This window comes from Ensifer adhaerens, assembly GCF_002940685.1.
Taxonomy (GTDB): Bacteria; Pseudomonadota; Alphaproteobacteria; order Rhizobiales; family Rhizobiaceae; genus Ensifer; species Ensifer adhaerens_E.
The window spans coordinates 1-14,140 of record NZ_PNFP01000037.1 but is presented as its reverse complement, the minus strand read 5'-3'; the positions used below and the strand labels follow the sequence as shown (position 1 = coordinate 14,140).

13 protein-coding genes and 2 pseudogenes are annotated in these 14,140 nt (G+C 58.6%); 13 read left to right on the top strand and 2 right to left on the bottom strand.

The window, feature by feature from the left end; genetic code table 11:
• The 5 genes and pseudogenes from C1A35_RS35120 to C1A35_RS35100 all read left to right on the top strand — a co-directional run.
• Nucleotides 1-215 (top strand): annotated as a pseudogene (locus tag C1A35_RS35120) (hypothetical protein); the annotation flags it as partial.
• A gap of 841 nt (nt 216-1,056) precedes the next feature.
• Nucleotides 1,057-1,857: a DUF2092 domain-containing protein gene (locus C1A35_RS35115; RefSeq protein ID WP_234823129.1), complete on the top strand. Its 801-nt coding sequence runs from the start codon at nt 1,057-1,059 to the stop codon at nt 1,855-1,857.
• A 53-nt stretch (nt 1,858-1,910) separates the two neighbouring features.
• Nucleotides 1,911-2,180 (top strand): hypothetical protein, encoded by a 270-nt coding sequence (locus C1A35_RS35110; RefSeq protein WP_234823132.1) that lies wholly within the window; start codon nt 1,911-1,913, stop codon nt 2,178-2,180.
• A 46-nt stretch (nt 2,181-2,226) separates the two neighbouring features.
• Complete coding sequence (locus C1A35_RS35105) at nt 2,227-3,669, top strand: DUF1254 domain-containing protein (RefSeq protein ID WP_104668843.1); 1,443 nt, start codon at nt 2,227-2,229, stop codon at nt 3,667-3,669.
• 299 nt (nt 3,670-3,968) lie between these two features.
• The gene (locus tag C1A35_RS35100) at nt 3,969-5,885 is read left to right on the top strand and encodes a mechanosensitive ion channel family protein (RefSeq protein ID WP_158665283.1); all 1,917 of its coding nucleotides are present in this window, start codon (nt 3,969-3,971) and stop codon (nt 5,883-5,885) included.
• A gap of 46 nt (nt 5,886-5,931) precedes the next feature.
• On the opposite strand, the gene C1A35_RS35095 is transcribed toward C1A35_RS35100, so the two are convergent.
• A complete protein-coding gene (locus C1A35_RS35095; RefSeq protein ID WP_234823128.1) occupies nt 5,932-6,897 on the bottom strand; it encodes an AraC family transcriptional regulator in 966 nt (321 codons plus the stop codon).
• A 585-nt stretch (nt 6,898-7,482) separates the two neighbouring features.
• Here C1A35_RS35095 and C1A35_RS35090 point away from each other — a divergent pair.
• The 8 genes from C1A35_RS35090 (at nt 7,483) to C1A35_RS36280 (ending at nt 14,026) form a co-directional block, all read left to right on the top strand.
• Nucleotides 7,483-9,051 (top strand): DUF1254 domain-containing protein, encoded by a 1,569-nt coding sequence (locus tag C1A35_RS35090; protein ID WP_104668840.1) that lies wholly within the window; start codon nt 7,483-7,485, stop codon nt 9,049-9,051.
• Nucleotides 9,052-9,301: 250 nt separating this feature from the next.
• Nucleotides 9,302-10,615: an alpha/beta hydrolase gene (locus C1A35_RS35085; RefSeq protein ID WP_440271588.1), complete on the top strand. Its 1,314-nt coding sequence runs from the start codon at nt 9,302-9,304 to the stop codon at nt 10,613-10,615.
• A 113-nt stretch (nt 10,616-10,728) separates the two neighbouring features.
• Nucleotides 10,729-11,520: a hypothetical protein gene (locus C1A35_RS35080; RefSeq protein ID WP_104668839.1), complete on the top strand. Its 792-nt coding sequence runs from the start codon at nt 10,729-10,731 to the stop codon at nt 11,518-11,520.
• Nucleotides 11,521-11,624: 104 nt separating this feature from the next.
• Nucleotides 11,625-12,044: a cysteine rich repeat-containing protein gene (locus C1A35_RS35075; RefSeq protein WP_104668838.1), complete on the top strand. Its 420-nt coding sequence runs from the start codon at nt 11,625-11,627 to the stop codon at nt 12,042-12,044.
• Nucleotides 12,045-12,048: 4 nt separating this feature from the next.
• Nucleotides 12,049-12,627, top strand: coding sequence for an OmpA family protein (locus C1A35_RS35070; protein WP_104668837.1), 579 nt, complete (start codon nt 12,049-12,051; stop codon nt 12,625-12,627).
• A 143-nt stretch (nt 12,628-12,770) separates the two neighbouring features.
• Nucleotides 12,771-13,028 carry a DUF2147 domain-containing protein gene (locus tag C1A35_RS35065; RefSeq protein WP_104668836.1) on the top strand — a complete coding sequence of 86 codons (258 nt, stop codon included), beginning with the start codon at nt 12,771-12,773 and terminating at the stop codon, nt 13,026-13,028.
• Between the two features lie 134 nt (nt 13,029-13,162).
• Nucleotides 13,163-13,366 carry a cold-shock protein gene (locus tag C1A35_RS35060; RefSeq protein ID WP_104668835.1) on the top strand — a complete coding sequence of 68 codons (204 nt, stop codon included), beginning with the start codon at nt 13,163-13,165 and terminating at the stop codon, nt 13,364-13,366.
• A 489-nt stretch (nt 13,367-13,855) separates the two neighbouring features.
• The gene (locus tag C1A35_RS36280) at nt 13,856-14,026 is read left to right on the top strand and encodes a hypothetical protein (RefSeq protein ID WP_158665282.1); all 171 of its coding nucleotides are present in this window, start codon (nt 13,856-13,858) and stop codon (nt 14,024-14,026) included.
• A 9-nt stretch (nt 14,027-14,035) separates the two neighbouring features.
• Here the strand turns inward: C1A35_RS36280 and C1A35_RS36950 are convergent.
• Nucleotides 14,036-14,140: pseudogene (locus C1A35_RS36950) on the bottom strand (IS5/IS1182 family transposase); the annotation flags it as partial.

Below are 14,140 nucleotides of genomic sequence, written 5' to 3'. Positions count from 1 at the left end.
GCGTGCGCCGCGGCGGCGCCGTCGTCACCGCCCGTGTCGATAACGCGCTCTACGCGGATGCGGAAGCCATTCTGCGCTGGGGCAGCTGGGTCGATCCGGTCCAGCGCCGCGCCTCTTACTCCGAGCAGGGCTGGTCACGCTTCGATGAGACACTCGATCCCTATACGGAGGACGAGATCGAAAAGGAGCGTTTGCGTCTCGAAAGCATGCGCTAATGCGGCAACCCAATCCTTAGTCTCGGCCCCGATGGGGCCGTTTCTTTCGGCGTTTGCTGAGGGTTTTCAGTGCCGCTGGGAATCGACGCAATTGTGCCGCCAATTGCCGACTGCTACCCAAGGGACGCGTCATTCCGCCGCTATGTACCACATAGAGGCAACGTTCGAGCGCAATAGAAGAAAACCCTAAATTAACTTGCAGCTGAATAAGTTTCGTCAGTCACTGCGTCCCTGCAAACTTCGCGGCGACTCCAACCGCAGCCTCCCGTACCCAGAGGCTGCGGTTCGGCTCGGCGGACGATGCGAGGGTCTCGTCGAGGTTCCGACACGCGCATCGGGCCACTCTTGGGCCGCAACGGCCGCACCTACGACGGACTCAGGGCAAACTGAACATCATCGACCTGGCTCAGGTGTTCCTGGAACATGACGCAGCACCGGTTTCGACTCGATCGCGTAAAGGTCCGAAGCCCATGCCGCGAGGATGGTTCGCTTGTCATCGACAGAAAGTCCAGGCGCTGTGACCACATCCATTGAAACCCCTTTTACAGAGCAGCCGAAGGCCTAACTGCGATGCCGAGGGTTTAGGCAAGTCCTCAAAATCAACCGCGGGTTATCGCGTCACTGAAGAGTCCGCGCCCGCCATTCGATCTTTGACTGGATTTCCGCCCACGGTCGCAAGTAACATTAAAGTTGCAACTTGGCGTGAAATGGTAAGATCACACGCGGCTAATACAGCAGTAATCCCTAGGCCGGAATGCCTTTGCGCCCCAGATCTACGCAGCAGCCATAACTGTTGCGAGATCCGGCCGGCAAGCAAATCAACAGGCCTGTGGGTGAGCGAATGGATGGCGGACTGAGATTACCCGGCGCAGCTTGGCGGCGCCAGTTGACCGCAATGTTGGTGGCCGCTGGTTGCATGGTGGCCTGGCCGGTGTCGGCGCAAGACGGAATCGAACCTGAGGCGCATCGGATCCTGGCTGCAATGAGCGAAGCTCTCAAGTCGGCGCCGACCCTCAGTGCCGACTATGACGTCGATCAGGAAGTCGTTTATCTGCAAGGTCAGAAAATCCAGTACAGCGCCTCCGGCTCCATTGCCGTCGATCGCGAGCAAGGTTTTCGACTGAAGCGCATGGGTCCCTTTGCCCAGGCGGAGGTGATATTTGATGGCGACACGATATCCCTGCACGACAAAGTGCTGAACGTTTACGCGCAGCTTCGGAGCCCCGGTCCGAGTGTTGAAGATGCGGCCGAGGAGCTTCGCGCCGCCACCGGACTTGATACGCCGGGAGCGGATTTTCTGGCACGAGATCCCTATGCTGTCCTCACTGACGGCGTGACAGAAGGAACTGTTGTGGGGTCGGCCTTTGTCAACGGGGTGGAATGTGATCATCTCGCCTTCAGGACCGACATTGCCGACTGGCAAATCTGGATCAGCAGGGGCAGCAGACCATTGCCGCTCAAATACGTGATCACGACCAAATGGACTACGGGAGCGCCGCAATATTCGCTGCGGCTCAGCAACTGGAAGTCGGATGGCATCGAAGGCGAACAGTTTCAATTCGCCCCGCCAGCGGCTGCCAAGAAGCTCGAACACGTCCATGCCGATGTCACCGGCGAGCTTTCGCTGGAGGCAGTGCAATGAGGACGCGCAAGCTGCACGCAAAGATCTTTTCACTCGCCATCGCCGGTTTCGCCATGCTCGCGGCGGACGCTCCCGCTCCCTGGCCCTTCGGCTCATTCGTATCCGAGGCGCATGCGGTCGTGGGACGGCCGTTGACGCCTGGAAGTGTCGCCGGTGTCGCTCGCCGCACCACGCGCCGAGTGATCCGCCGCTCCACGGTGTATGTTGCCGCACTGCCCACAGGCTGCGTTAGCACGAGTGTCAATGGCACGGTCGTGTGGCGCTGCGGCGGGGTCTACTACCAGCCGTCCGGCGGGCGCTACGTCGTCGTTTACATTGACTGAACTCACAGCATTACGTCGCAACTCGATTTTTTGATGGAGGTATAGAATGGATATTACGCGTCGTGACTTGACGGCCGCCGGTCTTGGAGTGTTGGCGGCAGGCTCCCTCGCAAGACCTGGTGCTGCCGCCGACGGGTTCGTCGCAGATCTGCCGGAAGGGCTCGACGAATTCGCGCTCGCCGTCGAGGCCTACACCTATGCCTATCCTCTAGTGACGATGGAACTGACCCGGCGCGTGATTACCAACGTCGCGGAACCTGAAGGAACCCGTGGCCCCATGGGGCATCTGATCAAGCTGCGCCAGTATCCGGACGCCAAGTTTCGGGACGTGACCGCACCGAACGCCGATACCCTTTATACGACCGCGTTCTTCGACGTGGGCGATGAGCCCTGGGTCGTCAGCCTGCCCGACCTCAAGGATCGCTACGCCCTGTTTCCGATGCTGGATGGCTGGACGACCGTTTTCGACGTTCCGGGAAAGCGCACAACGGGCACCGAGGCGCAGACATTCGTGGTGACGGGACCTGGCTGGGAAGGCACGCTTCCCGAAGGCGTGACCCAATACAAATCTCCGACGAGCATCGTTTGGCTGCTTGGACGCATCTATTGCACGGGGACTGAGGAGGACTACGCCGAAGTCCATAAGCTTCAGGACGAAGTGAAGCTCTACCCCTTAAGCGCGTGGGGCAAGGACTGGACAGCGCCCAAGGGTAAAGTCGATCCGGCCATCGATATGGAGACTGCCGTTCGCGAGCAGGTCAATGGCATGGATGCCATTGAATACTTCACCCTGTTTGCCGAGCTCCTGAAACGAAACCCGCCGAGTGAGGCGGATGCACCGATGATTGCCAAGCTCGCCGAGCTTGGCATTGTCCCGGGTCAGGACTTCGATAAAAGCAAGTTCGACCCGGCGTTTGCCAAGCGCGTGCCCCAGGTCGCCTTCGCGCGCATCATGATGCACTTCAAGCTCAGCGATGGTGACGTGCAGGATATCGATGGCTGGGGTTTCACGACCAAGACTGGCATCTATGGCACCAACTACATCCAGCGTGCCCTGGTCACTGCGATCGGTCTTGGGGCAAACCGGCCACAGGATGCGGTCTACCCAACGTCGATGAAATCCGGCGGCGGTCTGATCAAGCGGGCCTATAACGGTTCAGAAAAGTACGTCATGACCTTCAAGAAAGGCCAGACGCCGCCCGTGTCCGGTTTCTGGTCCTTGACGATGTACGATGCGGGGTACTTCTTCGTCGACAATCCGCTCAACCGCTATTCGATCAGTGCACGGCAGGACCTGAAGGCAAATCCGGACGGCTCGATCGATTTGTTCATTCAGAATGAATCGCCCGGGGCAGATAAGGAGTCGAACTGGCTTCCAGCACCCAAGGGGAAGTTCATTCTCATGATGCGCCTCTACTGGCCCAACGAGAGCAATCCCTCCATCATTGACGGTTCTTGGACGATACCGCCTGTGAAGAAGGTGAGCTAATTCCACAAGCCTGCATGCAGCCGCCGCGGCTCCGGTTCCTGGCGGCTGCAAACACGAAGTCTCGGCATCCACGTCTCTTGTTGAGCACGGTCCTGAGTGAAGATGAACAAATTACATCAGCTTGACCCCTGTCGTTGGTTATTTGGAGACCAATAATTTGAGGGAGGGGATTTGATCCAGTGGGCCGGGCTTTTATGTACCTCCTTCGGACTTTGCTATGCAGTCTGTTCCTCTGCCTTTGTGGGCTTACGCACCTGCAGGCGCAAACGCCTGTGCCCCCTATTGCTCAGCCGTCCAAGGTGGCCGAACTGCTGCGTCTGCTTGAGGATGAGGACGTGAGGGCCTGGCTGGAGCAGAAGCAAGCCGCCGCTTCCGAGTCCCGCGATAATGAGGCAGTGTGGTTCATTGAGGAACGCGAGGTGCTCTTGCGCGCCCGTCTCAATGCGTTTTTCGCCGCAGTACCGCGCGTCAGCGATGAACTTTCGCGCGTCGTGTCTGCGGTTTGGCAAGACGCGCGGAACAACGGCGCAATGCCCGCGGCGCTCGTGTTGGCAATCATCGCTGGCATAGCTTTTGGCATCGAATGGATTTTTCGCCATTCAGTGCCCGCCGTGCCCTTCCCCAACCCAATCTTGCGGCAGACCTACACGGAGTTTCTGACGTTCTCGATATTCACGGCGACCGTCGCGATCCTCTTTCTCCTGTTCGCCTGGCCGCCACTCGTGCGTGTGGTCGCACTCTACTCGCTTCTCGCTTTGGTCGTCTACAAGATCGCGACCGCGCTCTGCCGCATCGCGCTCGCCGCGTCCATAATGTCGGCCCGCTCCTATTTGCGGGCCCGGATATTCGTCGCATTGCTGGCAGCGACGATGGCATTCTTGGCTGTAACCGAACGCCTTGGTCTTGCAGCCGACGTCCAGTCAGCCCTCACTATCGGACTGTCCATCCCAATTGTTCTGCTAGCAATCGCGATGATCTGGCGTCAGCGCAGCAACGATGTCCGGTCGTTGCGAGACCGTATCTCTGGTGCTATTAGCATCTCTGGCGTAATCGTGCTGTGGCTGCTCTGGTGCGGTGGATTCCTGGCTTTATTCTGGCTCGGCATGATGCTTGTCATCGTGCCCCGCGCTTTGTCGATTGCCGACAGCCTGATGCTTTCATTCTCGCCCTCTCGCTCAAATGAGCGAGACCCATCGGACCCGAAGGCGGTCCTGCTCGTCCGCGGAACGCGCGCCATAATTCTGATTGCAGCGGTCGATTGGGTTGCCTTCGTTTGGCGAAACAATTTCCCTTTTGTTTCCGGAGAAGTGACATTGATCCGGACGCTCATCGCCGGGGCATTCAACAGCGTCGTGATCCTGCTTATCATTGACCTCGTCTGGCAATTGGCAAAAGCCTACATCACCCGCAAGCTGAGCGATGTCGGTGATGAGGGTACGCTTCCATCGAACGCACTCGCTCGAGAAAGCCGGCTTCGCACTTTGCTGCCCGTCTTCCGCAACGCTTTGGCAGCGGCACTTCTCTGTGTCGCGGTGCTCACGGTCCTTTCGGAGATGGGCGTCAAAATCGGCCCGCTGGTCGCTGGGGCGGGCGTAGCCGGCGTTGCGATTGGATTCGGCTCGCAGACTTTGGTCAAGGACGTCGTCAGCGGCGTTTTCTACCTGCTGGACGACGCGTTTCGGGTCGGGGAATACATCGAAGCAGGAAGTTATACGGGCGTCGTGGAATCCTTCAGCCTGCGTTCTGTGAGGCTGCGGCACCACCGCGGGCCAATCTTTACCGTACCTTTCGGTTCGCTTGGCGCGATCAAGAATGCCAGCCGCGACTGGACTGTCGACAAGTTCCGCATTCGTGTCCCTTTCAAAACTGATGTTGACAAAGTCCGCAAGCTCATCAAGGAGATCGGCGCGCAATTGCAGACCGATCCGGAACTAGGTTCGCTCTTCATCGAGCCGCTCAAACTGAAGGGCGTCGAGCAGATCGGTGAATATGGAATTGAACTTGGCATCGCCTTCACCTGCAAGCCGGGGCAACAGACAATGATCCGTCGCAATGCTTACGCGATGGTCATGCAGGCTTTCCATGAAAATAAAATCGACTTTGCTCAGCCCGTGGTTCAGGTCAGCGGTGACGATAAGGACACAGCGGCAGCGACGTTCGCGGCGCGGCAGTCTCCGGGTAAGACGACTTGGCCGGGCACCGCCTCGCCAGCTTAAAAATCCCACGTGGAGCCTCTGGGGCAATTGCCTTAGCGAGGCTCGGCTACAGCTGGCCCGTTCGTTCGTCGGTATCGGCAGCAGATAGGTTTTCCTTGACGCGAAACTCCCGAGGCCCAAATCCGGTCGCTTTTCGAAAAGCTCGGGTGAAGCCGGCGGGAGAGGAATAGCCCAGATCCTCGGAAATGCTGCTGATCGACACGGTCCCGTTGCGCAACATTTCCGTCGCACGCTGAATTCTCACTGCGCTTGTCAGGCTACGAAAGTCGACGCCGGCCTGTCGAAGCTCACGCTGCAGTGTCCGAACGCTTGTGTCCATGGATCGCGCAGCATCCTCGATCGACACATCCCCTGCCAGGAGTTGGGCGCGAATTTGTGCAGTGGCTATTTCCAGTAGGCTCCGAGGTGCCCCTCCTGGACGATCGCGAGCCACGTCCTCGAGAGTCACGATCGACCGAGATGTTCGTCGCGACGCAGCCATCAACCGATGCCGCTCAACGACGACCGCCACTGCTGGCGCATTTAATATGACCGGGCATTGAAACACATCCTCAAAAAGCGAGATATGGCTCGGCGTCGGTATGTCAAGTTCGACACGAAGGGGGCGCCAATGGTCAGGCAGATATGCCTTAAAGAGGCTTAGCAGTTCGCCAGCGGCGGCACATGCGACCGATTCATATCCCCGAGACCCAGCCAGCGCCGATTTATAACCAAACCGTAGGTTCTCCTTCGTTGTTGTGACGGTCAAATTGTCAAAACTACTGTGGTACTGCAGCGCCACGATGCTTCGCTTTATCGCTTGGTCAAGCGTGGCTGCCTCAGTTATAAAACGCCCGAAGCTGCCATACGCGGAAACGTCCATATTGGGCACGAGCAGAAGTCCGAGCTTCGCGTCGCCCACTGCCCTCGCCATTGCTTCGACGAAGCCCATAACGGACTGCTGGGGGATGTAGACATTGCGATCCTCAATCAGCTCTACGTCGAAACCCGCGGCGCGATTGGCGCGCAGCAACGCTCTCTCCCCGAGCTCGCTTCGAACGAACGCGGGCAAGCCTTGCAAGACGTGGCTCGAGATCACGGGGATCGCTGCTATCTGAGATGTTTCCTGAATTCGGGTTTGGCGTGAAATGGATAGTTTTCACATATTCGACCGCCGGTAGAATTGGCAAGCAATATCTGCAATTCGATGTAGTCGCGACATACGCCTGCATAGATCAGCCTCCCTTCAATATGGCGTCCAGCGTACCGGGGCGCCCCCCAGCCACAGACGCAGAGCGCATCTGAGGTCAAGCACCCGAGACCTCGTCCTGAAGATGCTACGGAAACGAAACCGGGTCTTATCCTTTCACGCCAAGTCTCATCGGGCTCGGAGCGGATGGTCAAATATTCGCGCTTTTCAAAGCAATCATAAGTGGTAGGTTGTTCAAACTGTGTATTCCCGGGGCGTCTGCGATTTGGCGGGAAATGGTAAGATTGGCAAGGGGAGAAACAGCTAGTCTCCGCAACGAACAATTGGGTTTGGTCGGCGGATCGTCGGGAGGCTTCGTCCTGTAACGCAGGTGGCCGTATCAGCTAGAAAGTCCAGGAGAGGGCAAACATGTTATCTGAAATGCTTCGTCCTGCGGTGTTGGCCGCGGCCGGTTTGCTTGCAACGACGCTGACTGCGGCCGGAGAGGTAAAAACCCCAGGTTACAACCATAAAATCCCCGAAGAGATTATGACCCCCGACACGGTGGAAACGAGGTTGGGTACGCTGAAGTTCTTTGACGGGATGCCGGATGAAGCAACGGTCGACAGGCTTTATGACAATCTCGACCTCATGCGCGGCGTCGAGGCGTTCCTCAACGGCATCCCCGCCACATCCGTCGAAGGCATTCGGCTCGGGCATCTCGAGTTGGGCGCGGACACGTCCTATAAGGCAATCCTTCTTGACCAGCTCATGGACTCGGCGCCGCTGTTCCTCACCGGCAACACCGATACTGTCTATGGCAGCGTCGTTCTCGACCTGGGGAAAGACGGGCCGACAGTTGTCGAGATTCCTGCCGGGTCTGGTCCCGGCACGGTCAACGATGCCTATTTTCGCTTCGTGACCGACATGGGCGGGCCGGGTCCTGATCGAGGCAGGGGTGGCAAGTACCTGATCCTTCCGCCCGACTACAAGGGAGATCTCGATCCGCCGGTCGGCGGCATGGAGGCAGAGGTCGATGGCGAAAAATACTTCGTCTCAAAGTCGACCAGCTATGTGAATTGGCTGATCCTGCGTGGTTTTCTGGTCGATGGAAAGCCCGACGCGGCGGTGGCTTCCTTCAAAAGCGGACTGAAGGTCTATCCGCTCAGCAAGCGTGATAACCCGCCGAAGATGGAGTTCATCAGCGGATCGCGCAAGTCCTGGAATACTATTCACGCCAACAATTATGAGTTCTACAAAGAACTCCATACGGTCATCGATCGTGAGCCGAGTTCGATGCTCGATCCGGAACTGCTGGGCCTGTTTGCCTCCATCGGCATTGAAAAGGGCAAGCCCTTCGCCCCGGATGCGCGGATGAAGAAACTGCTGACCGAGGCAGTCGCTGTCGGCAACGCAACCGCCCGCGCGCTGATTTTCCGACCGCGCCTCGACGGCTTCCGTCTCTATCCGAACAGTGCATGGGGCGAGGCTTTCGTCGGCGGCAGCTATCAATGGCTTCGGGATGGCGGCAAGGGTGGCCGTTATCTCGACGCCAGGACCCTGTTCTTCTACCAGGCAACGGTCAACACGCCTGCCATGGTGGAGCAGATGATCGGCGCCGGTTCCCAGTACGCATATGCCGCGACCGACAAGAACGGCGACTATCTGGATGGTGCGAAAACATACAAGCTTCGCATTCCCGCCAATCCGCCGGCCAAGGATTTCTGGTCGGTGGTGGTCTACGATCCGCAGACGCGCTCGCAACTTCAGACCGGCCAGACCTTCCCAAGCAAGAACAACAAGCGGGACAAGCTCATCGAGAATCCCGATGGTTCGGTCGAGCTCTATTTCGGTCCGAAGGCCCCCGAAGGCAAGGAGGCTAACTGGATACAAACCGTCGCCGGCAAGGGATGGTACACGCTTCTGCGGCTTTATGGGCCACTCGAGCCCTGGTTCGATAAGACCTGGCGACCGGGCGAGTTCGAGCCGATCGAGTAACATGCTGAGAGCGTTGGAGCGGCGAACCTTTTGATTGCCGCTCCAATCGCGAATTCCTGGCAACGGCTCCGGGGAAGCGCGCAACTTTCCAATCTTGCGAGCGGGCGACGCGGTCGTTCATCGATAGATGAAATGCTGAAGTGGGATTCTTGGTGTCTCTCACGCTAACGAATGCTCGACATTCGAGGTTCGGAAATGGGGTACCGAGATGCGACTGACATGGAGAGGATGTCCTATTGGAGAGATTAACTTGACAGGGGACCTCTCACGGGATGTCAACGCGCCCTCACGGCTCCACTATCGATACGTTGCGTTGATAAGTCTGACGCTTCTCTCCGCATGTGCGGGCCGCCCGACCGGGGTGCTTGAACCGGTCGCGGCCAACCCGTCGGCCGCTCAGGTTGAAATGCTGGTCGCGACTACCAGGGGCCGGGCGAGCAAGCCAGGTGAGATGTTCAGTGGCGAGCGCGCGCAAAGCCCAACATTCGCGGACATTACGGTGTCAATCCCACCTGAGACCGCTCGCAAGGCAGGTGACGTCGCTTGGCCGCGAAAGCTTCCGCCGAACCCGGCGACGGATTTTGCGGCGGTGAAGGCTGACGAGATCGACCGGCTGGCCGCCGAGAAATGGTTGAACAGCCATGTGCGCAAGAGCTCGGACGGCAGCGTCCTTGTCTTTATCCACGGGTTCAACAACCATTTCGAGGATGCAGTCTTCCGTTTCGCCCAGATCGTCCACGACTCCGGCGCGCGCAGTGTGCCGGTACTCGCAACGTGGCCATCGCGCGGGAGTCTGCTCGCGTACGGATATGATCGCGAAAGCACCAACTACACGCGAAACGCAGTAGAAAGTTTGTTCCAGTACCTGGCGCGTGATCCCGAGGTCAAGGAAGTGTCGATCCTGGCACATTCGATGGGCAACTGGCTGGCCCTGGAATCCCTGCGACAGATGGCGATCCGCAACGACGGACTGCCGGCAAAGTTCAAGAATGTCATGCTGGCGGCGCCAGACGTCGATGTCGACGTGTTCGGTTCGCAGATCAGCGACATGGGTAAGCGGCGGCCGCGCTTCACCCTTTTCGTCTCACGCGACGACCGCGCACTCGCTGTTTCTCGACGCGTCTGGGGCAATGTCTCTCGGTTGGGAGCGATCGATCCGGAGCAATCCCCCTACAAGGAGGAGCTGGCAGCGAACGGGATCACCGTCGTAGATCTCACCAAGATCAAGGCAGGTGACGATCTGCACCACACGAAGTTCGCGGAGTCGCCAGAAATCGTGCAACTGATTGGCAGACGCCTTTCCGACAGGCAGACCTTGACTGACAGCAGAGTGGGGCTTGGCGACCATATCGTCGCGGCAACCGCCGGGGCCGCACAAACCGTCGGGACCGCTGCGGGGCTGGTCGTTTCTGCGCCGGCTGCCATCGTCGATCAAAACACGCGGCAGAACTATGCGCATCACGTCGAAACACTCGTCGGACCGTCCGGCGGAGCAAAATCAACCACAACCGATCGCGAGTGCAAACGAGCGAGCGGAACGAGTTCACGCGACTGCGATCGATAGTTCGACAGTTCGGTAGCATCCGAATTCATTGATCAAGCCGCGGTCGTCAGCCCGGTTTGAACCAAGGCCTAAAATAGGGGTTGGCCGCAACGGCGACCGTGAGGGGAGATTTCATGAAGGTTTACATTGTTCGTACCCTGGCGGTAATCGGAACTTGCCTCGTTGCTGGGACGGTCAAGGCTGCGGACAGCTATTCCCCGATGACGCCGGAGCTCCAACAGACGACCACCGAAAGCGGATGGACCTTTTCCTTTGCCCCCTATTTCTGGGCGGCGGGATTGTCGGGGGAGGTAGCGCAATTCGGGCTGCCGGCGGTGGATGTCGATTCCAGCTTCGGTGACATCTTTAATAACCTCGAGTTCGGTGCGATGGCGATTGGTGAAGCCCGCAATGGTCCCTACAGCATCTTCGCTGACGTCATGTATACGAAGATTTCGGGGCAGGCGGCCACGCCACGAGGCGTCCTCGCGACTGACGTGGAACTCACGTCCGAAACGTTCGCCGGACTGCTCGGCGCAGGATACTCCATCTTCCAGAGCGAAACAGTGCAATTGGATGTGGTCAGCGGCCTGCGGATATGGTCCGTCGAAAGCGAGCTTTCCTTCCGGGGCGGCCTTCTCGATGGGAGATCCAGAAGCGATGAGGCAACCTGGGTGGACGGTCTGGCCGGCGTTCGTGGCACCTATTCGCTGACACCCGAGCTCTATCTGACCGGTTGGGGCCTTGTCGGTGCTGGTGGCGCCGATCTCGACTGGGACGTCGCCGCGGCGGTGGGTTACCGGTTCAACGATACGATTTCGATGGTTGCCGGCTACCGCGCGCTGGGCGTGGACTATAGCGACGACGGGTTCGTGTTCGACGCAGTTCAGCAAGGGCCGATAATGGGCCTCGTGGTGCGATTCTAGCGAACGCCCTGTCGACTCGACTGGTTTCAAGAGCGCCTGATTAGAATTCAGCAGGCACCTGTCCAAACAAACCAAGCCACCTCAGATCTAAAGGGAGACGAGCGTTGAAGACGAGACGTACTATAGCAGCCACATTGTTAATCGGGCTCGCGTTAACGGGCGCGACGCGCGCAGAAACACTGAGCTACGCCGACGCCGTCACGAATTTGGCGCAGGACTGCGGTGCAGACATCAAAAAGTTCTGTCATGGCCTCAATCTCGGCAACGGACGGATTGCCGATTGCCTCCAGAAAAACGCAGCCAAAATCTCACCAGTCTGCGTCGGAACGATCACGACTGTGCTCACCTCGATCAGCCAACGGGAGCAAGCCCAGGCCGCGTACGTCGGTGTCTGCAAACACGATATCGCGCAGCTCTGCTCGAGCGTGAAGGGCGACGGCTACCGTCTGGCATGCCTCATCAAGGCTGAAAGGCGCGTCGGCAAAGCGTGCAATCAGGCGATTACCGATGCCGGCTGGAGATAAGCAAATGACCAGGATCCGTACCCTGCTCCTCACCCTTTTAGTCGCTACATCGATGACACCGGATTTCACGGCCGCTCAAGAGGTCTCCGAACAACGGATCGTGTCAGGGCTTGGCAAGCTCGTCGGTGCGGCTCCGTTGATCGACATCGCTATTCTCCGCCAGGAAGCCATAGACAGTGGCGGAGTGGCGATGGCGTCGCTTCCGAACTGGGGCAAGATCGCCAAGCTCCCGCAAATGGTCGTCGAGATTGATTTCGAGAACGACTCGGTCATGATCAAGCCGGAGTCCTACAGGTCTCTCGGCCTGATTGCCGATGCGCTACATCACCCGAATCTCTGGGCCTACAAGTTCCTGATCGTTGGCCACTCGAGTTCAACGGGAAGTGACAAGCATAATCTGGAACTCAGCGAGAAACGCGCCGTGGCCATCGGGGAGATTCTCTCGACGACATTCGCAGTCGGCCCTGAACGGCTCTACGCCGTTGGTGTGGGCGAGTACTTCCCAATCGATGGTACGAAAGGCGATGCGGCCAGCAACCGACGCGTCCAGCTTGTCAATCTGGGTATCTTCACGGCGCCGTAGATCAGCTCATGGGAGGAGGCTGCTTTCCGGCAGCTGGTCAGTGCGCGGCCGCCCTGCCCGCGTCACAAACGATCGGCCTGCGCCTTCGCCAAAGAAGGCGCAGGCCCTGTGGACCTTCGAAAATGGCGTTGGCGTCCACCATAATGATGCTGACGACCGGGGCAGCCCACGCCGACCCGATCCAAGGCGATTATAGAACACCCAAGACCGGCGGAATGGCAAAGGTGGCAGCTTGCGGAGCAGGCTTCTGCATGACCTACACGAGCGGCGCGTTCAACGGCAAGCAATTCGCCGCTTTCAAGTCCACTGGCAATGGAAAGTACGCCGGAAAGCTGATCTCTTCACCAAATGGCAGCAAGGAATACGCAAGGCCGAGATCGCCGGCAGCGAAATCAAGGTGAGCGGCTGCGTCATGGGCGGCCTGGTCTGTAAGCTAGCCAGCCGCAATTTCACCCATTTGCATGATTGCGGGAGGCGAATGCGTTGAATAGGCTCCGCAAGCGTTGCGCAGACCCTAGAGCCAACGAGGATTATCATGGCGATCGGTACGGTAAAGTTTTTCAATCACGACAAGGGTTACGGTTTCATCTCACCTGAGAACGGTGGAACCGACGTATTTGTCCATGTGTCCGCGGTCGAAGGCGCGGGACCACTTCGCGACGGTCAAAAGGTCAGCTACGACATTGGGCAAGACCGAAAGACCGGAAAATCGAGGGCCGAAAACGTCAGGCCAGCCTGAGAGCGCAACCCGCCATCCCAGTCGATCCCGCCTCAGGGCGCGAGGCACTCTTCACATATGCCGCAACCGTCTGCGTCCATTCGCGAGGCGAGGCGCTTCTTCTGACAACAGAGGCAAATCGCCGTCGCTTGCACGTCTGGTTTGTCACGCGTGGGCGGGATGATTTCGATCTGGTGATCCGAAACTGCTTTCGTTGCCATCTGGTCCATCTCGGGGCTCCATGTCGAGGATGGCAATTGAGATAGGAAGCCTCCAGGCGCGTACAAGGTCCTCTCGCGCAAGGCTGACTTGATCTCGGCCGACAGAATCTAGGCAACCTCAACCGTCTGGCAAGTCAGATTCTCTTGGCTTGGAGAAGCGCACGCCGACGCCGCCACCATTTTCCGGGATGAACTCTAACCCAGCAGTTTCGAACGCGATGCGGATCGCCTCCAATGTCGCGGCATACCCTGGACGGCCAGCCTCAATCCGCGTCACGGAGCCGCCGTAATGCTGAAGCGACTTGCTAAATCACGAGCGCCGGCTGAATTCCTGAAGCCGCGCCGCCCGCTGCCAGCGTCTGCCGCGACCAAGGCGAAGGTCTACCATCAGCCGCACGAGCCAGCCCCTGAGGTCAGCCGTATCAAGGAGTTCAGCTGTGTGGTCGATCGTGTGCTTTAGGCTCCAGACTCAATTGAGCCACGATGTGACGATTGCGGCGATGTAGCATGTCGCGGCAAAGTTCAGCATGAGCTTGTCATACCTTGTGGCAACGCGGCGCCAATCCTTGAGGCG

What these genes read in the sequence shown, in the direction of transcription:
- C1A35_RS35115 (WP_234823129.1), top strand. Translation starts at nt 1,057, where the DNA reads ATGGATGGCGGACTGAGATTACCCGGCGCAGCTTGGCGGCGCCAGTTG.
- C1A35_RS35110 (WP_234823132.1), top strand. Translation starts at nt 1,911, where the DNA reads ATGCTCGCGGCGGACGCTCCCGCTCCCTGGCCCTTCGGCTCATTCGTA.
- C1A35_RS35105 (WP_104668843.1), top strand. Translation starts at nt 2,227, where the DNA reads ATGGATATTACGCGTCGTGACTTGACGGCCGCCGGTCTTGGAGTGTTG.
- C1A35_RS35090 (WP_104668840.1), top strand. Translation starts at nt 7,483, where the DNA reads ATGTTATCTGAAATGCTTCGTCCTGCGGTGTTGGCCGCGGCCGGTTTG.
- C1A35_RS35080 (WP_104668839.1), top strand. Translation starts at nt 10,729, where the DNA reads ATGAAGGTTTACATTGTTCGTACCCTGGCGGTAATCGGAACTTGCCTC.
- C1A35_RS35070 (WP_104668837.1), top strand. Translation starts at nt 12,049, where the DNA reads ATGACCAGGATCCGTACCCTGCTCCTCACCCTTTTAGTCGCTACATCG.
- C1A35_RS35065 (WP_104668836.1), top strand. Translation starts at nt 12,771, where the DNA reads ATGATGCTGACGACCGGGGCAGCCCACGCCGACCCGATCCAAGGCGAT.
- C1A35_RS35060 (WP_104668835.1), top strand. Translation starts at nt 13,163, where the DNA reads ATGGCGATCGGTACGGTAAAGTTTTTCAATCACGACAAGGGTTACGGT.
- C1A35_RS36280 (WP_158665282.1), top strand. Translation starts at nt 13,856, where the DNA reads ATGCTGAAGCGACTTGCTAAATCACGAGCGCCGGCTGAATTCCTGAAG.